The sequence below is a fragment of the Streptomyces sp. Y20 genome, from assembly GCF_043195475.1.
GTDB lineage: Bacteria > Actinomycetota > Actinomycetes > Streptomycetales > Streptomycetaceae > Streptomyces.
In genome coordinates, this window is sequence record NZ_JBIDDP010000005.1 from 472172 (window position 1) to 490836 (window position 18665).

General features: G+C 68.5%; 16 protein-coding genes, 1 tRNA gene and 1 pseudogene. 6 read left to right on the forward strand and 12 right to left on the reverse strand.

Annotated elements, in window-relative coordinates; all coding sequences use genetic code 11:
* Entirely contained in the window at window positions 1-1665 is a 1665-nt protein-coding gene (gene ettA, locus ACGFT1_RS16455; RefSeq protein WP_361996880.1) for an energy-dependent translational throttle protein EttA, read from the reverse strand.
* Window positions 1666-1906: 241 nt separating this feature from the next.
* Here ettA and ACGFT1_RS16460 point away from each other — a divergent pair, with 241 nt between their 5' ends.
* The gene (locus ACGFT1_RS16460; RefSeq protein WP_373909641.1) at window positions 1907-2401 is read left to right on the forward strand and encodes an HAD domain-containing protein; all 495 of its coding nucleotides are present in this window, start codon (window positions 1907-1909) and stop codon (window positions 2399-2401) included.
* A 156-nt stretch (window positions 2402-2557) separates the two neighbouring features.
* On the opposite strand, the gene ACGFT1_RS16465 is transcribed toward ACGFT1_RS16460, so the two are convergent.
* A complete protein-coding gene (locus ACGFT1_RS16465) occupies window positions 2558-2851 on the reverse strand; it encodes a UTRA domain-containing protein (RefSeq protein WP_373909642.1) in 294 nt (97 codons plus the stop codon).
* Between the two features lie 5 nt (window positions 2852-2856).
* On the opposite strand from ACGFT1_RS16465, the pseudogene ACGFT1_RS16470 reads away from it, so the two are divergent.
* Window positions 2857-2982, forward strand: a pseudogene (locus tag ACGFT1_RS16470) (cellulose-binding protein); the annotation flags it as partial.
* A gap of 66 nt (window positions 2983-3048) precedes the next feature.
* Here the strand turns inward: ACGFT1_RS16470 and ACGFT1_RS16475 are convergent.
* The 4 genes from ACGFT1_RS16475 to ACGFT1_RS16490 form a co-directional block, all read right to left on the reverse strand.
* Window positions 3049-4455, reverse strand: a complete 1407-nt coding sequence (locus ACGFT1_RS16475; RefSeq protein WP_373909643.1) for a Cys-Gln thioester bond-forming surface protein — start codon at window positions 4453-4455, stop codon at window positions 3049-3051.
* 328 nt (window positions 4456-4783) lie between these two features.
* The gene (locus ACGFT1_RS16480) at window positions 4784-5260 is read right to left on the reverse strand and encodes a single-stranded DNA-binding protein (protein WP_373909644.1); all 477 of its coding nucleotides are present in this window, start codon (window positions 5258-5260) and stop codon (window positions 4784-4786) included.
* A gap of 334 nt (window positions 5261-5594) precedes the next feature.
* Entirely contained in the window at window positions 5595-8258 is a 2664-nt protein-coding gene (locus ACGFT1_RS16485; RefSeq protein ID WP_373909645.1) for a GTPase, read from the reverse strand.
* Window positions 8259-8261: 3 nt separating this feature from the next.
* Entirely contained in the window at window positions 8262-9869 is a 1608-nt protein-coding gene (locus ACGFT1_RS16490; RefSeq protein ID WP_373909646.1) for a dynamin family protein, read from the reverse strand.
* Window positions 9870-10191: 322 nt separating this feature from the next.
* Between ACGFT1_RS16490 and ACGFT1_RS16495 the strand changes: the two genes are divergently transcribed.
* Window positions 10192-10267 (forward strand) — tRNA-Arg (locus tag ACGFT1_RS16495).
* Window positions 10268-10354: 87 nt separating this feature from the next.
* Here the strand turns inward: ACGFT1_RS16495 and ACGFT1_RS16500 are convergent.
* Complete coding sequence (locus tag ACGFT1_RS16500) at window positions 10355-10924, reverse strand: site-specific integrase (RefSeq protein WP_373909647.1); 570 nt, start codon at window positions 10922-10924, stop codon at window positions 10355-10357.
* Between the two features lie 403 nt (window positions 10925-11327).
* Here ACGFT1_RS16500 and ACGFT1_RS16505 point away from each other — a divergent pair, with 403 nt between their 5' ends.
* Complete coding sequence (locus ACGFT1_RS16505; protein WP_373909648.1) at window positions 11328-11633, forward strand: hypothetical protein; 306 nt, start codon at window positions 11328-11330, stop codon at window positions 11631-11633.
* A gap of 1237 nt (window positions 11634-12870) precedes the next feature.
* Here the strand turns inward: ACGFT1_RS16505 and ACGFT1_RS16510 are convergent.
* The 4 genes from ACGFT1_RS16510 to ACGFT1_RS16525 all read right to left on the reverse strand — a co-directional run bounded on the left by ACGFT1_RS16510 (window position 12871) and on the right by ACGFT1_RS16525 (window position 15149).
* Window positions 12871-13602: a GntR family transcriptional regulator gene (locus ACGFT1_RS16510; RefSeq protein WP_373909649.1), complete on the reverse strand. Its 732-nt coding sequence runs from the start codon at window positions 13600-13602 to the stop codon at window positions 12871-12873.
* A gap of 92 nt (window positions 13603-13694) precedes the next feature.
* Window positions 13695-14132, reverse strand: coding sequence for an ATP-binding protein (locus tag ACGFT1_RS16515; protein ID WP_373909650.1), 438 nt, complete (start codon window positions 14130-14132; stop codon window positions 13695-13697).
* Window positions 14133-14137: 5 nt separating this feature from the next.
* Complete coding sequence (locus ACGFT1_RS16520; RefSeq protein WP_373909651.1) at window positions 14138-14311, reverse strand: hypothetical protein; 174 nt, start codon at window positions 14309-14311, stop codon at window positions 14138-14140.
* Between the two features lie 97 nt (window positions 14312-14408).
* On the reverse strand, window positions 14409-15149 hold the full coding sequence (locus ACGFT1_RS16525) for a GntR family transcriptional regulator (RefSeq protein ID WP_373909652.1): 741 nt from the start codon (window positions 15147-15149) through the stop codon (window positions 14409-14411).
* An 83-nt stretch (window positions 15150-15232) separates the two neighbouring features.
* Between ACGFT1_RS16525 and ACGFT1_RS16530 the strand changes: the two genes are divergently transcribed.
* A complete protein-coding gene (locus tag ACGFT1_RS16530) occupies window positions 15233-16330 on the forward strand; it encodes a DUF1152 domain-containing protein (RefSeq protein ID WP_373909653.1) in 1098 nt (365 codons plus the stop codon).
* A gap of 213 nt (window positions 16331-16543) precedes the next feature.
* Here ACGFT1_RS16530 and ACGFT1_RS16535 read toward each other — a convergent pair whose 3' ends face one another.
* Window positions 16544-17317 carry a pentapeptide repeat-containing protein gene (locus ACGFT1_RS16535; RefSeq protein WP_373909654.1) on the reverse strand — a complete coding sequence of 258 codons (774 nt, stop codon included), beginning with the start codon at window positions 17315-17317 and terminating at the stop codon, window positions 16544-16546.
* Window positions 17318-17555: 238 nt separating this feature from the next.
* On the opposite strand from ACGFT1_RS16535, the gene ACGFT1_RS16540 reads away from it, so the two are divergent.
* On the forward strand, window positions 17556-18467 hold the full coding sequence (locus ACGFT1_RS16540; protein WP_373909655.1) for a polysaccharide deacetylase family protein: 912 nt from the start codon (window positions 17556-17558) through the stop codon (window positions 18465-18467).
* Window positions 18468-18665 lie beyond the last annotated feature (198 nt).

An 18665-nucleotide genomic window follows, 5' to 3' on the forward strand; every position in this document is an offset into this window, starting at 1 on the left:
TCAGCCCCGGGTCAGCTTCTTGTAGGTGGCACGGTGCGGACGCGCGGCGTCCGGGCCGAGCCGCTCGACCTTGTTCTTCTCGTACGACTCGAAGTTGCCCTCGAACCAGAACCACTTCGACTCACCCTCGTAGGCGAGGATGTGCGTGGCGACCCGGTCCAGGAACCACCGGTCGTGGGAGACGACCACGGCCGCGCCCGGGAACTCGAGCAGCGCGTTCTCCAGGGAGGACAGGGTCTCCACGTCGAGGTCGTTGGTCGGCTCGTCGAGGAGCAGCAGGTTGCCGCCCTGCTTGAGGGTGAGCGCGAGGTTCAGACGGTTGCGCTCACCGCCGGAGAGCACACCGGCCGGCTTCTGCTGGTCCGGCCCCTTGAAGCCGAAGGCGGAGACGTAGGCCCGCGAGGGCATCTCGACCTGTCCGACGTTGATGTAGTCGAGCTCGTCGGACACGACGGCCCACAGCGACTTCTTCGGGTCGATGTTCTCGCGGCTCTGGTCGACGTAGGAGATCTTGACGGTCTCGCCGACCTTGATGCTGCCGGAGTCGGGCTGCTCGAAGCCCTGGATCATCTTGAAGAGCGTCGTCTTGCCGGCGCCGTTCGGCCCGATGACCCCGACGATCCCGTTGCGCGGCAGCGTGAAGGAGAGGTCGTCGATGAGGACCTTGTCACCGAAGGCCTTGCTGAGGTTGTTGACCTCGACGACGACACTGCCCAGGCGCGGCCCCGGCGGGATCTGGATCTCCTCGAAGTCCAGCTTCCGCATCTTGTCGGCCTCGGCGGCCATCTCCTCGTAGCGAGCGAGACGCGCCTTGGACTTGGCCTGCCGCCCCTTGGCGTTGGAGCGCACCCACTCGAGTTCTTCCTTGAGGCGCTTGGCGCGCTTGGCGTCCTTCTGCCCCTCGACCTTGAGACGGGTCTGCTTGGTCTCGAGGTACTTGGAGTAGTTGCCCTCGTAGCCGTGCAGACGGCCGCGGTCGACCTCGCAGATCCAGCCGGCGACGTTGTCCAAGAAGTACCGGTCGTGGGTGACGGCGACGACGGTGCCCGGGTACTTGGCCAGGTGCTGCTCCAGCCAGTTCACCGACTCGGCGTCGAGGTGGTTGGTGGGCTCGTCGAGGAGCAGCAGGTCGGGCTGCTCGAGCAGCAGCTTGCACAGCGCGACGCGGCGCCTCTCACCACCGGAGAGGGTGGTGACCGGCCAGTCGCCGGGCGGGCAGCCCAGCGCGTCCATGGCCTGCTCCAGCTGGGCGTCGAGGTCCCAGGCGTTGGCGTGGTCCAGCTCCTCCTGGAGCTTGCCCATCTCGTCCAGGAGCGCGTCGGAGTAGTCGGTCGCCATCAGCTCGGCGATCTCGTTGAACCGGTCGAGCTTGCCCTTGACCTCGGCGACACCCTCCTGGACGTTCTCCAGGACGTTCTTCTCCTCGTTCAGCGGAGGTTCCTGGAGCAGGATGCCGACGGTGTAGCCGGGCGACAGGAACGCGTCACCGTTCGACGGCTGCTCGAGGCCCGCCATGATCTTCAGCACGGTCGACTTACCGGCACCGTTCGGACCGACGACGCCGATCTTCGCCCCCGGCAGGAAGCTCAGGGTGACGTCGTCGAGGATCACCTTGTCGCCGTGCGCTTTGCGCGCCTTGCGCATGGTGTAAATGAACTCAGCCAAGAGAAACCGTCCGGCAGCTTGAAACTGGCAGTGGGCAGATACACCCCATCTTGCCTGACCGCCACCCCCAGGGGGAAACCCGTGTGGTCCCGACCCCCTGACCTGGGGCTTCGCCGTAGACGGCCACGACTCACCTGTCACTGCCGGTGGCCGTTGGCCGACCCCGGGCGCCCTCGCACGGCCCGGAGACGGCCCAGGAAGCGGAGTCCCCGCCGGCACCGCGCCGGGCTATCGTGCCGCTGTGACCAGCGCAGCGGAGCGCCCCATCCTCTTCCTCGACGTCGACGGTCCACTCATCCCGTTCGGGGCGTCGTACGGCTCCTCGACGTCTGTCGATCAGGGGAACCCGCTGCTTGATCGACTGGATCCCGGCATCGGATCGCGCCTCCTCGTCCTGGGCTGCCACCTCGTGTGGGCCACGACGTGGATGGAGGATGCGAACGAGGCCGTCGCTCCGCGCCTCGGGCTGCCGAAGCTGCCCGTGGTGGAGTGGCCGGATGCCGGCGCCGATGACGGACCCCGCGGCCTGCACTGGAAGACTCGCCCCTTGGTCGAGTGGGCCGACGGTCGACCGTTCATCTGGGTCGACGACGAGATCAGCGCCATGGATCGCTTGTGGGTCGATGCCCGACATCCTGGGCCGTCGCTGCTTCATCGCGTCGATCCGGCTCAGGGACTCGTGGACGCCGACTTCTCGGCGCTCGGCGATTGGCTCGCTGCTGAGGGCGCCCACTAACGGTTGATCGGGATCTCGTGGACGACCCCGCGGTGCGCGGCGGGCACCACGGTGTCGGCCGTTCCACGGGCCGCCCCTGGTCGCTGTGGTACGTCCGCCGGATGGGCGTGACGAGCGCGGCCCTCTGGACGCCGAGTGTCGACGCCTCCTCGGCGGTCACCTGCCGCGGCTCGGGCTGCTCCACGGCATGACTGACGTGACGCCGATCGCGGCCATGCGGTTCACGACACCTGCCCCGGCGTGCGGCCCTCCCTCCGGGAGGACGACGAGTGTGCCGGCGGTGAGGTCGTACGGCTCCCAGCTCGTGGACAGCTGCACGGGCCTGCCGTCGGCCAGGAACTCGTACACCGTCCGGACGCACAGGTCGCCTTCGGCGATCCCGAGCCGCGCAGCGATGTCCGCCGGCGCCGGGACCTTGGCGCCGGTCCGGCTCTCCCAACCGCTGTGCATACATGTGGCTGTCCCGTACCGCCCCGCCCCGGCCGACCGCGCTGCGGCTGGGCCGGGAGAGCCACGGGACCGGTGACGACACCCTGTGGTTCGACGACGTGGCCGCCGGCCCGGCACCGATCGGCTGCTGACGGGCCGCTTGGAGCCCGCCCGGCACGTCGGCGCCGTCACCCGGCACCGTCAGGCGCCGGGGGTCGTCAGGCGCCGGGGGTCGTCTCCTTGCGGCGCAGCACCACCAGCACCGTGCCGCCTATCACCACCAGGCCGATGGCCACGCCCGCGATCAGCGGGGTGATCGCCGAACCGCCCGTCGCGGCCAGGTCGGTGGTGTCCGCCGTGACGGCGCCCACCGTGGCGGGGCTGGGTTCGCTCCGCAGCTGGGCCGTCTCGGTCGTGACCGCGCCCTGAGTCCGGCAGTCCAGGACGCCGGTGAAGCGGTGGCTGAAGCCGTGGGGACCGGTGATCGTGAAGTCGTAGGCCTGGTCCTCCTGGAGCGGGACGGTCACCGTCCGGGAGGCGCCCGCGGGGATCGTGTGCTCGGCGCCCATGAGCTCGAAGGTGAACGGCTTGTCGCCCTTGTCGGCCACGACGATGTCCACACCGCCCTCGGCACAGTTCTTGCGGGCCGAGACCGCCGGCAGGGCTCCCTCGGCCGCCCAGGTGGCCGTCACGGCCGCCGAGACCGTGGACTCGCTGGAACCGGCCAGGATCTGGGTCTGGCTGCGGCTCTCGGAGGCGAAGGCACGGCCCACCGGCACGGTCGTCGACGCCTGCACGGTCAGCTCGGCCGTCCCGTCCGCCGCGTCCTCGGGCACGTCGACGTACAGCCGGGTGCCGTCCTTCGCGGAGGTGATCACCTTGCCGGTCTTGTCGGTGATCCGCACCCCGCCGGCGGCCGCGCCCGCCGGCGGACTCACCGCGACGGCGCCCGCGTTCGTGTGCACGGTCACCGGTCCGAGCAGATCGCCGGGCCGGCCGGAGACCGCGGGCGGGTCCAGGGTCAGCGAGGCCTGCGGTTCGGCGGTGTTCCGGGCGCTCCTGTCCAGGTAGTCGGCGAGTTTCTCGGCCTGCGGGTCGACGGCGTCGACCTTCGCTCCGTCCGAGTAGCGCCAGATGGCCACCTGGGTGCCGGCCGCCGCGTCCTGCTCGGTCAGGCCTCTCGTGCCGGCCCGCCGTGCGAGCGCGGCGAGGTCGTTGACCTGGGGGTAGGAGTGCTGGAGTATCCAGCGGATCCGGCCGGCGCTCTTGTTGGTGCCCAGCGACGTACCGCTCCAGGCCGTCTCCTGGTACCGGGCGTCACGCTGGGTCGGGTTGTGGAGGTCGACGCAGTACGTCTGCAAGGTGCCGCCGCCGTCCACGGACATCTCGAACAGGCCCGCCGACACCCGCTGGTCGCCGCCGTCTGCGTGGATCACGGCCTCGGCGTAGGTCTTCAGTCCGTTGATCGTCGCCGTGGCCCCGCCCTGTCTCTGCGGCGTCCCCTCGGCCGCGGCCGTACCGGCGCCGGACAGCACGCCGGCCGCCGCGAGGCCGGACACCGTGGCGGCGGCGGCCAGGCGGGCCGCTCCGGTGGACCGGCAGAACCCAGAGAGCGCAGCAAGCACAGAATTCCCCTTCGAGCAGGACCCGTTGGACGTGGGGGACGGTCCCACCAGCAGAATCAGCAGCCCCTAGGGGCACGCCCGGCATCCTATGGATCAGGCGGGGCCTCGCCTGCCGGTCGGATCATCCGATGGCCGATCCGATCTGGAATCGTTATCGCCAGGACCGTCCACGAGCTGGCCATATCGACAAATCCACCGGTTCGTACGGGGGTTGGGCCGTGCGCACCGGGAGCGCCGGGGGTGCGGAACGGAGCGCCGGAGGTGCGGACGGAGCACCGGCCGGCTCTCGGGCGTTCTCCATGACGTCCGGGGCGACGCCCGTCCGCCGTCACGTCATCGCCACCTCCTCGCGCACCCGTTGCGCCTCTTCTCCCTCCTGGGGGCCGGCGGGCCGGGGCGTCTCCCAGTTCGGCTCCGGCCGGTTCACCGTCGGCGGTGCCTCCGGTTTGGCCGCGCGGTGGAAGAGCGCCGTACCGCGGGACAGGTCGTGGCCGATCGCCACGGCGTCGATGTCGGCCGACGTCCACTGCTGCTGCCCTTCACGCTGCTCGCTGCGCACCTTCAGCCGGCCCTGGACGACGACGGGCTGGCCCACCTCCACACACGCGGCCACGTTGACCGCGAGCTGGCGGTTGGCCCACACCGTGAAGAAGTTGGTGTGCCCGTCCGCCCACGCGTTCTTCTCCCGGTCCCAGTAGCGCGCGGTCACCGCGAGCCGGAACCGCGCCGACGGTCCCGCCGCCAGCTCGCGGTACGCCGGCTGGGTCGCCACGTTGCCCACCACGCACACGATGGTCTCGTTCATGTCCTCGTTCCCCTCCCTCGCCCGTCCCCTTCCGGCCGGGCGGGCACGCGTACGGGCCCGTCCCGTACGGCTGCGTCTGCCGTGCCGGCGCGTACGACTGCCGTACGTGCCCGCACCTCCCGCCGACCGCCCGTACCGTCCGCCGTGTCTCCGGCCGGACCCGCCGTGCGATCGCCGTGACCTCAGACTGCCTCCGCCGGGCCGGGCCCGCTGAGCGCTGTGGACGACCATCTGTCTGTGGAAAACCCCGCCACCCACACGGGTGACCACCGCGTCGCTGCTTGCAGGCGGGAAGCGCCGCCGGATGCCTCCCGTGGGAGCGGCGCCGCCCCGCTCATCCCACCGCAGCCCCGGTCCGCACGACCCTGCCGTACTGCTCGCGGACCTCCCGGTACCGCAGCAGCTCCGCCGCCACCGGGTCCAGCACCCGGGCCCGGCCGCAGCTCGCCGCCGCCTCCCGCAGCCGGCGTTCCGCCTCCTGGCCGTAGCGCCGTGCGGGGCCGCGGGCCGCCATCCGGCAGCCCCACTCCACCAGCGGCCCGCCGACGATCCCGCACACCATCAGCAGCACCGGCACACCGAGGTTGGGCGCCATCACGCCGGCGATCTGGCCCACCAGCCACAGGCCACCCACGACTTGGAGGAGCGTCATCGCCGCCTGGACCAGCACGGCCATCGGCCACCATCCCGGCCGCGGCGGCCGGCCCGGCGGGAGGCCCGCCCGCGCCGCCAGGTCGTCCAACGCCTCGGACAGTCCCTGGGAACCGCGCACGGCAGCCTCGCGCACCGCCTGCGCCCAGGGCGTGGGCAGCCCGGCCGAGGCGCGCTCGGAGACCGTACGGACCGCCTGTTCCACCCGCTGGCGGGCCGTGGCCTCCTCGTCCGCCTGGGTGCGCACCGGGATGCGGCCCGTGGTGGACTCGCCGCGGCCGTGGTACCAGCGCCACAGCCGCAGCCACGGCGTGCCGCACGCGCGGTTGGCGTTCCGCAGCCAGGCGCGCTCGGCGGCCTCGCCCGCCGCCGTGGCACCCACCGCGTCCGCGAGCCGCGCGGCGAACTCCTCACGCGCCTCCTCGGTCAGGCCGACCCGCCGCCCGGTGGCGTAGACGGGCCGCAGCTCGGCCGCGGCGGCGTCCAGGTCGGCCGCCACCCGGCGGGCCGCCGCGCCGCGCTCCGCCACGAACTCGCCGAGCGACTCGCGCAGATCGCCGACGCCCTCGCCGGTGAGGGCGGACAGCGCGAGCACCGTGGCGCCCGGTTCGCCGTACTCGCCGAGTGCGATGCCGTCCTCGTCCAGCAGCCGTCGCAGGTCGTCCAGGACCTGGTCGGCGGCGTCGCCGGGCAGCCGGTCCACCTGGTTCAGGACGATGAACATGACCTCCGCGTGACCGGACATGGGACGCAGATAGCGCTCGTGGAGGATGGCGTCGGCGTACTTCTCGGGGTCGACCACCCAGATCACCGCGTCGACCAGCTTCAGGATCCGGTCGACCTGTTCGCGGTGCTGCACGGCCGCGGAGTCGTGGTCGGGCAGGTCGATAAGGACCAGTCCGCGCAGCTGCGCCTCGCTCTCCTGGTTGTGCAGCGGCCTGCGGCGCAGCCGGCCCGGGATGCCCAGCCGGTCGATGAGGCCCGCCGCGCCGTCGCTCCAACTGCACGCGATGGGTGCGGCGGTGGTGGGGCGTCGTACGCCGGTCTCCGAGATGGGCACACCGGCGAGGGCGTTGAACAGCTGGGACTTGCCGCTGCCGGTGGCCCCGGCGAGGGCGACGACGGTGTGCCGGCCGGACAGCTTGCGGCGGGCCGCGGCCTCGTCCAGCACACGACCCGCCTCGGCGAGGGTGTGGCTGTCCAGGCGGGTGCGGGACAGCCCTACGAGTTCCCGCAGGGCGTCCAGGCGGGAGCGCAGGGGGCCGTCGTAGGCCAGCGGGGCCGGGATGTGGCCGGCCGGGCCGCGGTGCGCGGGCTCGATCGCGGCGGCGCGTTCGGCGGCGAGCGCGGCGGCGTTGGCCTCGGTGACGCGACGGGCGATGAGACCGTCGTCCCAGGTCTCCTGCGGTTCCGCATCGGCTGCGGCGTCCGGGCCGGTGGCGGTGTCCGGGGTCGTGCCGGCCTTCGCCTTCGCGTGCGGGCCCGGGGCGGTGCTGGCGCCGGTGCCCGCGCCAGTGGTGGCGCTGGTGCCCGTGCCCGCGCCAGTGGTGGCGCTGGTGCCCGTGCCGGTGCCCGTGCCCGTGGTGGCGCTGGTGCCCGTGCCCGGCTTGGCTTCCGCCGCCGTGCGGGGCCTGGGCGAGTGGAGATGCGGGCGGGGGACGCAGACGATCTCGCCGTCGCCGGGCCCGCGCGCGGGTCGCTCTGGGTCCGCGTGCTCGCCGTGCGCGCGCGCAGGGCGCTCGCGGTCGGCGTCCTCGCCCGTCACGCGCGCGTGCTGCTCGCCGGCGATCTCCTTGCCCTTGTCCTTCCCCTTGCTCTTGCCGCCCTCCTCTTCCTGATCACCGTCACTGTGATCGCCGCCCTGACCGTCGTCCCCATCACCGACACTGTGACCGTGCCGGTCGCCGCCGCTGTCCCGGCTCGTGACCGCGCACGCGCCCGGGCCCCGGTCCTTCTCGGCGTTCCCGTCGGCGTCTCCCCCGATGTCCTCGGGGACGCCGGCGGCGGAGACGCCGACGGCTGCGGGCCGGGGCGCGGGCGTCGTGGTACGGCCGTCGTCGGTGGCGGCCCCGTCATCGCCGCGACTGCCCTCCGCGACGCTCGGATGTCCCTGCGCGCCACTCCCGCGTCCGTGCCCGTGCCCGGGTTCCGCGTACCCTTCCGCGCGGCGCGCCGACCCGTTCGCGGGGCCGTCGGCGCGTGCGGCGGTCGCGGCGTCGTCCATGGGCACCGTGCCGGCGCGACCGCTGTGCTCCGTGGACCGGGTGCCGCCACTGCCGCTGCCGTGATCGCCGCGCCTCATGTGGTCGGTGTGTTCGGTGTGGTCCTGGTCAGTGACGGCGGTCACCGGTCACCTCTCCTTCTGAAGTACCGACAGCGCGGCGATGAGTTCGGCCTGCTGCTCGGGATGGACGTCCAGGGCATCGAGCGGGGCGAGGCGCCGCTCCCGTTCGGCGTGCACGACCCGGTCCACGTGTTCGACGAGCAGCCGCCCGGCCCGGTCCCGCAGCCGCAGGGCGCCATGGGCGCCGAGCCGTTCGGCGAGCCCCTCGCCGGCGGTACGTGCCCGGCGTCCGCCCAGCACCGCGGTCGCGGCCAGGGCGGCGACGGCCTCCGGGTCGAGGGTGCCGGTGCGATCCAGGTCCCGTACCTCGTCCTCGGCGTACTCCTCCAGCTCCCGCCGCCAGCGTCGTACCGCCAGGCCGATACGGTGCTCGGCACTCTCCAGGGACACGTCGCGGCCGGTGAGACCAGGGGCGCCCGCGGCTGGTTCGCGCCGCCACACGTCGTCGACACGCTCGTCGGCGGCGGTGACGGCGCACAGCAGCAGGGCCGCGAGGCTCTCCACCAGGGCGTCGAGGAGTTCGCCCGCGGTGCAGTCCAGGGGGAAGGCGCGCCAGCGTTTGAGGGCGTCGCCGGCGAGCACGGCGCCGGTCTGGAGGCGGCCCCGTACCCGGTCGTGTTCGCGGTCGTAGGCGGTCTCCACGGCGGAGGTGAGCCGGAGCGCCGCCGCGTACTGGGCGGCGGCGGAGCTGGCAAGCTCGGGCAAGCGTGCTTTGAGCGAGTCCAGGACGCCGTAGGCGGTACGGGCCATGACGTACTGCCGGGCGGCGACGTCCTGGGCGTGCTGGGTGAGCCAGCTCTTCAGGGGCGCGACGGCGGTGGCGGGCAGCAGCCCGGCGCCCCAGGCCGACTCGGGCAGCTCCGGCACGGTGAAGCGCGGTACGTGACCGAGGCCGGCCTTGGTGAGCAGCGCGCCGTACTGCCGGGAGACCTCGGAGACGACCTGGTGGGGCACCCGGTCCAGGACGGTGACGAGGGCGGCGTTGTACTCCTTGGCGGTGCGCAGCAGGTGCCAGGGAACGGCGTCGGCGTAGCGGGCGGCCGTCGTGACCATGATCCAGATGTCGGCGGCGCAGATCAGTTCGGCAGCGAGGACACGGTGGTCGGCGAGCAGGGAGTCGATGTCGGGGGCGTCGAGGAGGGCGAGCCCGCGCGGGAGGGAGTCGGCTGACTCGACACGCAGTACACGTCCGGGATCCTCGCCGAGGGGCATGTATTCGTCGACGGGGTCCTGATGGGGCACCCACACGCGCGTCAGGTCGGGGAGCACGCGCATGCCGCTGAACCAGTGATGGTCCTCCGGATGGCAGACCAGCACCGGCGTCCGGGTGGTCGGCCGGAGCACGCCGGCCTCGCTCACCCGGCGGCCGACGAGCGAGTTGACGAGCGTCGACTTCCCCGCGCCCGTGGAACCGCCGACGACGGCGAGCAACGGCGCCTCGGGTTCCCGCAGCCGCGGTACGAGGTAGTCGTCGAGCTGCGCGAGGAGTTCGTCGCGGTTGGCACGCGCGCGTGGGGCCCCGGCCAGGGGCAGCGGAAAGCGTGCGGCGGCGACACGGTCGCGCAGAGCGGAGAGTGTGTCGAGCAGCTGAGGCCGTACGTCCAAGGTCACCACATGTGAAGAATGCCCAATTTTAGGGGAATTCTGAAGCATATAGACATGTCTGCGTGCCGACAGGACAGATCGGGCGGACGGGACGACTGGGACACGGGCCCAGTCGAGGCATAACGAGTACACAACACCCGGTGGCGCAGGCTGCCAAAAACGGTGCACGATTCGCACCTGCCTGCGATTATCAGGACCGCTTCACCGAACCTCCACATCGAGCCACGGAGGCGAAGCGACAGGGTCAAGGAACCGGGAGCCCTATCCTTGACCCCGGCACCGTCACGGATCAGCCCCCACCAGGGCACCGCTCACGGGGCCACCCCACCCGGCCCCCGTAGCTCAGTGGATAGAGCAGGCGCCTTCTAAGCGCTTGGCCGCAGGTTCGAGTCCTGCCGGGGGCGCCACCTCCTACCTGCGAAAACGCCCCGGAGGGGATCTTCCCTCCAGGGCGTTTCGCGTCTCTGACGGCAACGCTGACGGCAACGAGCCCGTCACTTGTCGGCCAGCAGGTCTCCCAGCCTGTCGAGGGCGGCCTGCTTCTCGGTCATGTCGGTGTGCGCGTAGATGTTCATGGTCACGTCCAGCGCGCTGTGCCCGACGATGTCCCGGACGATGTGCGGCGGGATGCCGAGGCCGAGCAGCAGTGTCACGCAGGTGTGCCGGAGATCGTGGAAGCGGACTTCCAGGCCGAGCCGCTCACGGATCGGATAGAAGTGCCGGTTCAGGTTCCGCGGCTCGATGGCCGTGCCGAGTCGTGTCGTGAACACCAGCCCGGTCTCGCGCCACCGCTCCCCCGCTACGGCGCGCTCCGCGTCCTGCCGCGCGCGATGCCGGCGCAACGCGTCGACGCAGACGCGAGGCAGTGGCACCGGCCGCTCAGAGCGGCGTGTGTTCGGCGCGGTCAGGACCAGGGCCCCATCGACGCGTTGGAGCGCCGTACGGATCTCCAGCGAGCCGTTCTCCAGGTCGACGTCGGCCCAGTGGAGGCCCAGCAACTCGCCGCGCCGCAGGCCCAGGTACAGGGCGAGGACGTACGTGGCGCTCGGGCGGTCGTCTCGCACCTCGGCGAGGATGCCTCCGGCGCGGGCGCTCAGGCTCCAGGATGCGGGGGCACCGGTTGCGGGTGCCGGCCGTGAGTGGCTGGTGCGGGAGCTCCCATCCCGTCTGCCGTCGACCCAGGCAGAGCCGAGCAGTCGCGGCCCAGGGCGTCAAGGTCGTTCGTACAGTGGCGCGCTCCATCTTGACGCCCTGAACCACGCCCGCTCCACCGTGTGTGGGTCGACGGCAGACGGGATGGGAGCTGGGGCCGGTGGTGGGTAGTGGACACCGCGCAACTCCTACCGGGGGGTAAAGATCGCGGTAAGAACCTTATTGATCTATTCCCGTTGTATGACTGGACTGACAGACTCTCGCGTTGCGGGAACGAGCGCAGTGATGCGTTGGGGGGGACCGATGCTCAGGTTCATGGACTGGTCCGTGGCTGTGATGGGCTGCTTGCTGGTCCTTCTCGGTCTCGGCTTCCGTCGGTGGGAGCAAGCGAAGATACGCAAAGGAGCGAGGCCCCGCCAGGGCGTGCCCTTTCACTCGCGATGGCTTCCCCTGCTTTTGGGCCTTGGCATGATCGTTGGCAAGGTGCCGAAAATGCTGGGCGCGCCCTTCGCAATCGTCATGATTGCTGACTCGGTGAATGGTGTGCTGGCGTTTACGGCGGTTGTGGGCGTGGTTCTGCAGGCGGCACGTCGGGTCGACTCTCGGCCATCCACTGAGTGAACGGCCATGCTCGTCAAGACTGCGTGCCGCGGTTGACACCAGCGTCTGACACCAACAAGCGCGAACCGCAGCGACCAGCGCCGAACCCCGGTGGCCGGCTGGCTGGGTACCAAGGCCAGTTGACCAAGGTCGCTGACCCCGTGTGACCGATCTGATAAGGATGAGGCCTGACCGTATGACGGTCCTTGGTTGGGCCTCATCCCCGTTCTCCTGCGCGACGGAAGTCAGGATCGGGGATCGGCTGCCGAACGCTGCGCCAAGCCTTAACATCACCTGGGAGCTGCGCTCAGCTCGGCGCTGCCGAGTCTCGCACTGTCCCTCTCCGCCGCCCTCATCTGCAAGGTTCTGGCATCGAAGTTGAAGAACGACGACCAGACCGTGGAGACGAACGACGAGGAGAACCGTATGGCTGATGAACCTAAGTCGAGCAGGATGAAGCAGTGGGCGAGCGCCCTTTGTGACGTACTGGGAGACCTTGCAGTCGGCTTCGCGGGCGGGGCAGTGTCGAGCTGAGCGCAGCTCCTCGTGCTGTACAGCAGCGAAGTACAGCAACCTCAGCGACCTGTCGTGATCGGCAGCCTCTATCAGGGACCGCACGGTAACCTCTATGACCCTTGTTGACCTATCTCTCTAGAGCTACGGATCAAAAGGTTGCGGCCGTGGCGCTGTGCGCACCACGGCTGCACCACAAGCGCACCAGATCGAGCGGGGAGCAGCGGGGACTCACGGTGAAAGCAGCCGAGCCGGGGAAGGCCACACACCTGCCATTGACGCAGGTCAGCGGCCGAGTCGGCTGGAGATGCTCGTAGCTTCCCAAGCTGAGAGGGCGAGTTCGATTCTCGTCACCCGCTCCATGAAGAAGCCCAGGTCATCGACCCGGGCCTTTTTGCTGTCTTCTGCGATGACTCGCCGCGCGCCAGGTTCGTGCCAGAAGGCTTGTCCGGAGCCCTCCCGGCCGCGGCGGCCCGCGCCCTCCGCACGGTGGCGTCGAGCCCCCCGGAGAGCGCGTTGGCGGAGTTCGTCGACTCGCACACGGTGCAGCCGCCTTCGGCGCCGGCGCTTCGGTGAGCAGGATCGTGGCGGTCGAGGCGTCAACGCGGATCACACGCACAGAGGTTTCTCCTTCTGAGTCGATCAACTCGCTACCTAACAAAATGACTTAGCAAGATTGAACCTAAGGATGTCAGGTTGACTTGTCAAGCTTGATTCGTAAGTGTTTGAGGCGCCGTCAGGCGGCTCAGTTCAGGCGGTAGGTGTCTTCCAGTTCATGCTGGTCGGCTGGAAGAAGCACGTCAGAGACTTGCAGCGCCCGCCCGGAGGCGTCGCAGGCGATGACGAGGACGCTCAGGACAGGGACATCGTCAGGCAGCCCCCCAAGCAACTCGGCTTCAGCGGCATCGGCCAGACGCGCGGACACCCGCTCCGTCACGTGGTCGAAGCGGACCTTCTTGCGCGTCTCCAAGTGCTCGCGCACGCCGGACGTCAGCGTGCCCTCGTCAGCCAGGTCGGTTCCGTCGACAAGGTCGGCAGGGAAGTACGACGAGGTCAGCTCGACCGGTTCGCCGTCCTCTTCCACCACGAACCGGCGCCTGAGCACCTTGGCCGTCTTGGGCAGCCCCAGAGCCGAGGCCACGCGCGCCGGCACGGCCACTTGACCGACGTCGACCAGGCGCCCAGGGGTCCGCGACTCATCGCGCGCCAGAGCTTCGAGCCCGCGCCGATCCTTCTCTTCGACGACCGCGGGACGCCCGCGCACGATCGTTCCGTACCCCTGCCGAGACTCCAGCCAGCCGTCCCGCTTCAGCAGCTCCAAGGCCCGCACGACCGTGGGGCGGGACATCCCGAAGGACTGCACCAGCTGGTTCTCGCTGGGGACCCGCGTGCCAGGCGCATACGTCCCGTCCTCGATGCGACGTTGGATCGTCTGCGCAAGGCGCACGTACTTGGGTGCCTCCACTTCATACGCCATGAACGCCGCCGCCTGTCAAGATTGGCCAAGTCAACCGGTCAATCAGACTAGCGACATTTCTACTGTGGCAGTAGAAGGAGGGCACCCCTCCCTCAGGAAGGCCAAGCATCGGCCACCACGAAGGAGACCACCGTTCCACCGAAGCGACTGGGCCCGGAGTGCCACGACTCGGCGATGGAGTCGACGAGGAGCAGCCCGCGCCCGTGCGCGTCATTGGCGTCCGGCCGACGAAGACGCACGCTCGCCGGGAATCCGGGGTTGTGCACCTCCACACGGAGTGAGGTCCCCTCCCGGAACCACTCCACGCGTACGACCCATCCCTCGTCCGACCGCCCGTAGAGGATCGCGTTGGTGACCAGTTCCGAAATCATCAGCGTGCAGTCGTCGACCGAGCAGGCCGGGTTATAGGGGGCGATGAACTTCCGGAACCAGCGCCGGGCCCGCGGTACGGATTCCGCAGTCGGGTGCAAGCTCATTGCTCCCAATCGCGGCGAGTCCTCGCAGGGATAGCGGTCGATCGTGTAGGTCATCGTGCTCACTCCTTGCCGCTGCCGTCGCAGTCGAGGCAGCGCCGCTTCGATGTGGCACGGGTGCGGTCGTTGACCGTCGAGAGCGCCAGAGCCGTACGGGAGCCGACGCGCTTCCATCCGCGCCCCCGGCATCCCCGGCAGTTGCTGAGCGTGCCCTCGTCCGGCCGCTGACTCGTCACGCCATGCCCCCTCTCCTCAAGTGGCCTTAGCCACTTTGTGGATAGTGGCATTAGCCACTCTGAGCGTGCAAGCGGTTCAGCAGAACCACCGCTCACTTCAGGTCAGCGGGTAACCCTGCTCGAAGGCCCAGCGGTGCGGCGGATAGGTGGCTTCGGCGAACTCAAGCGGCCGGTCCTGGAGGTCGTAGACGACGTGGTGGACGATCAGCACCGCCGACGCCGGGGCGAGGCGGAGTTCCTCCGCTTCCTCGTCCGTGGCCTGCCGCGCACACATGCGGTCCTCGGCGTAACTCCCCTGTCGACCGGTCATGTTCTCGACGTACATCAGAGTCCCCTCCTGGATGCGCTCGGCATCCAGGAGCTTGGGCGCCCGCTGGCCGACATCCGGCGCGAACCACGAGGTGGACAGGTTGATCGGCCCGTCCTGGTTGTTCGTGACGCGACGCCGGTGGACGGCCCGGCGGTCCTTGACCAACCCCAGCGCTTCGGCCACATGGTCCGGCGCATCCAGCCAGCCGGCCGATGTGATCACCGCGTACTCACCGGCGGTGTAGATCTTGCCGGTCTGCCGCGCCCGCCCGTACAACTCCCTTGCGCGCCGGTTCACTTCGAGGCTCCGCACGTAGGTACCCGAACCCTGACGCTTCTCGACCAGGCCCTGATGACTCAGCGCCTCCAGGGACCGGGCGGCCGTCGGCCGGGAAACGGACCAGTCGGCCGCCAACTGCCGCTCCGAAGGAACCTCGTCCCCCGGCCGCAGATCACCACGCAAGATCTGGTCACGGATGTAATGAGCGATCTGGAGATACTTCGGCTGAGTCTCCTCGATCTGCGGCATGTCCCCTCCTGAGTCGACAAGTGGCTATAGCCTCTGGCCACTATAGGGTGAGTGGTCAACCCCGGAACCCGTAGGCTGAACGCATGACGCGGTTGATCGTCGCAGCGGGAGGCGGAGGCGACACGGTCGCCGCCGCGATGCTTGACGCGGGTCTCTACGGCGAAGAGGACCGGGCGGTGATCCTCACGTACGCGTGGGACCGCCTGCTGATCGACCCGGTACCGGGACCGCGGGGAGCGGACAACTTCACCGGCCTACTTCCGATGACTCCCGCTGTGCGGCAGGTATCGGCGGGAACCCGCCCCGTCGCTCCGGCAGGCTCGACCCTCCCCAGACTCGCGGCAGAGCTCCCGCACACCTTCGCTCTGCTCGACCCACACCACGGCGTGGAAGGCGTCACCCGCCAACTCGAAGAACTCATCAGCCACTTGTCGCCCACGTCGATCGATCTCCTGGACGTGGGCGGCGACATCCTGGCCCGGGGCGACGAGCCCACGCTGAAAAGCCCCCTGGCCGACGCGCTCACCCTCGCGGCGTGCTGCCAGGTCAACGCCCCCGTCCGACTCCTGGTCGCCGGCCCCGGTCTGGACGGCGAGCTTCCCCCGGACGACTTCCACGACCTGCTCGGCCCCCTCGTCCACATCTTCACCGCGGCAGATGTGGACAGACTCGGCACGGTCCTGGACTGGCACCCTTCCGAGGCAACCGGGATGCTCGCAGCCACCGCCCGAGGCGTCCGCGGAACCTGCGAGATCCGAGACGCCGGCCTGCCCGTCCACCTCACGGACGAGAGCCCGACAGTCCACGAAGTCGACCTGGACGGCGCCGTCAGCCGCAACCAGCTCGCCCGCGCCATCATGACGACCGAGACACTCGACGAGGTCGAGGCCCACAGCCGCGAGGTCTGCGGCTACTCGGAAATCGACTACGAACGCAATAAGGCCACATGGCTGAAGGACCAGCCGCCGACGGACCTGAACCCGGACACCGTCCTGGCCCAACTAGGAGTGTTCGAGGCGGAAGCCACTGGCCGCGGAGTGACCCACACGACGTTCCGCCGCATCACCGAAGCCCTCAACTACAGCGGTACCCAGCGCGAGAGCCTGCGTGAACTGCTGATCAAGAACCGTCCGGAGCAGTACGAGGCACCCTTGTGGCGCATGGCCAAACGAGCTGAGTAACAAACTTCTTTACGGGTTCAAGGCGGCTCGCTCCGCCCCCCGCGCGCGGCCCGGCCCCCGGCCGGGCCTGCGCTCCTGTCTCCGCCCCGCTCCAGCCCGGCCGGCGCCCATGCCGCGCACACAGCAATCTGCCGGGCTGATCTCAGCGAATAGGTACATCGTGGCTGGGCTGGACGGCTCCACCGTTGAGTCACATGCTGGTTAACACCATGGCTACATTTTCTCACCGCATGCCGGCCACTCCTGTCCGTACGTCGCGTAAACCCTGTTATTCGCCGGGTCATGCCATTCCGTTTTGTGGAGTTGTGCCTTTTTGAACATTTGGCTACTCATAAACCCATGGGGCCAGCAAGTCTGGGAGTTCACTAGGGCGCCGCTGATGCTTTTCGCTCCAGCGATGGTTGTATGGCTGAGATCTGCAGAGCGCAGGTCGGCTCCACCAAGGTCAACACCCGCGAACTCAGATCCTGAGAGATGAGCTCCCAGGAAATCAACTCCTCTCAAATCAGCTTCTTCAAAGTGCGAGTTTTCAAGCATTGCATCCTCGAACTTAACCCCCGCATCGCGTAGGTGCGCTTTTCTGAAGTCGGCATCATGCATCTGCTTACCGCTAAAGTTCATGCCATTGACTTGACCTTGATGACCGTCCAGCTCAAACCCAGGCAAATTCCAAGCGGTTGCTATACCTGATTTCCAGGTTGCTTCATCTTGGCTCTTCTGCAGGGAATACTGGACGGCGAAAAGTGTGAAAGTTACAGCAAGGCTGGTCAAAATGCCCGCGCCAAGACCTGCGACCAATCCAGTGCGCCCGACACGAGTGTCGCCGTCCGGTGTTCCTATGTGGCGAAGCCACTGGAAAACACGCCAGCCGGAATCCTTTGGCTTCTGTGACATGATCCAGGCACCCAAAAGCAGTAGAACCCCAGAGATCGCCAAGAACACAAACCAAGCGCGTTCCCCCGGGTTCCAGTTCGTCCACCACGACATGGAGATTCCTTCCTTCCTGTCACGTCAATCTCTGCCATTCGTCACCTTGACACGCAGGAGAGAGTGTTCGCACGTTGGGAGCCTCTTTGGTACTCCATGCGGGTGACCTGGGAGCTTCGTCTCGTGATCTCGTCACGGTGTGGGATCTGGTCGGGACGAGCGGCGGGAAGGGGCATAGCTCCCGATCCTGCTCGGAATGCCCTAGTCGGCGCCGTAGTCCTAGGATGACGCGTGATGCATGGTTGACCTGCAGGTCACCGCGCCTCCAGGGTTAGAGGAAGAATGGCATCGAGTTGCGGGAGTTCCTCACATGGCGAAACGGCGGTGCATGCAAGGAAACCGCTCTCGGCACCGGATGGGCGCGGTCCTAGCGTGTGTGATGGCCGGCGGCTGCGCCGCTGCTGGGCAAGTTGACCCAGCGGCTGTTCGTGGCACTCACCCCACCTCACTGAACGGTGCTGTTTGGCAGAGATGGGGCCTTACGCCTTTGCCCGCTGCCCCGAAACCTCCGGGCGACAAGCCAGTCAAACTCTCTTTGAATGGATCAGTACCGGTCTTTTCTCGCGTACCAACTATTCAGAAGGTCGTCTTCATTACCATTGATGATGGGCTGGCTAAAGATCCGAAGTTCGTGGAGATGTTACGAGACTTGAGGATTCCAATCACAATGTTTCTGACAAACGACGCCATCAAGTCAAATTACGGATACTTCAAGCGATTGCAGGCGCTGGGTAACCACATTCAAAACCATACCTTGCATCACCTGGCGATGAATAACCTCCCGCTAGACCGCCAAAAGGAAGAGGTGTGCGGCGCACAGAGAATCCTCACCAAACAGTATGCCACCCCAGCGCTCCTGTTTCGTCCTCCTTACGGTGCATACAACGACAACACCAAGGCAGCGGTGGGTAAATGTGGGCCCCGGGCGATCGTCTGTTGGCGAGAGTATATGCGTATCACCGGCCTGCGATATCAGGAGGCGGACAAGAAGCTGAGACCTGGCGACATCATCGTCACCCACTTTCTCGGTCCTGACGACCCGGAGACCGCCACCATGACGAATATGTTCCGAAAGCTACTCAAGAGCATTCAGAAGCAAGGATTCGCTGTAGCGCGCCTTGAGGATTACATCGAGCCCCCGCGCAGCTAAAAGCTGTTTCAGCCTGACTCACCAGGGCCGCGACGACCGCTTCAACCACTGGCTGTAGAACCCCGGGCGGTGAAGCTGGACGGTTGGTCGCTCTCCAGCCGGGACGACGGACACCTACACCCTCCCCCACTCCGCCTGGACGGACGCTCCATCCTTTGCATTCACCCCGGCATCTGCGGTGACGTCTGCCACACGGTC

What these genes read in the sequence shown, in the direction of transcription:
- ACGFT1_RS16535 (WP_373909654.1), bottom strand. Translation starts at nt 17,317, where the DNA reads ATGTCGTGGTGGACGAACTGGAACCCGGGGGAACGCGCTTGGTTTGTG.
- ACGFT1_RS16480 (WP_373909644.1), bottom strand. Translation starts at nt 5,260, where the DNA reads ATGAACGAGACCATCGTGTGCGTGGTGGGCAACGTGGCGACCCAGCCG.
- ACGFT1_RS16515 (WP_373909650.1), bottom strand. Translation starts at nt 14,132, where the DNA reads ATGACCTACACGATCGACCGCTATCCCTGCGAGGACTCGCCGCGATTG.
- ACGFT1_RS16525 (WP_373909652.1), bottom strand. Translation starts at nt 15,149, where the DNA reads ATGCCGCAGATCGAGGAGACTCAGCCGAAGTATCTCCAGATCGCTCAT.
- ACGFT1_RS16505 (WP_373909648.1), top strand. Translation starts at nt 11,328, where the DNA reads ATGGACTGGTCCGTGGCTGTGATGGGCTGCTTGCTGGTCCTTCTCGGT.
- ACGFT1_RS16510 (WP_373909649.1), bottom strand. Translation starts at nt 13,602, where the DNA reads ATGGCGTATGAAGTGGAGGCACCCAAGTACGTGCGCCTTGCGCAGACG.
- ACGFT1_RS16465 (WP_373909642.1), bottom strand. Translation starts at nt 2,851, where the DNA reads ATGCACAGCGGTTGGGAGAGCCGGACCGGCGCCAAGGTCCCGGCGCCG.
- ACGFT1_RS16540 (WP_373909655.1), top strand. Translation starts at nt 17,556, where the DNA reads ATGGTTGACCTGCAGGTCACCGCGCCTCCAGGGTTAGAGGAAGAATGG.
- ACGFT1_RS16530 (WP_373909653.1), top strand. Translation starts at nt 15,233, where the DNA reads ATGACGCGGTTGATCGTCGCAGCGGGAGGCGGAGGCGACACGGTCGCC.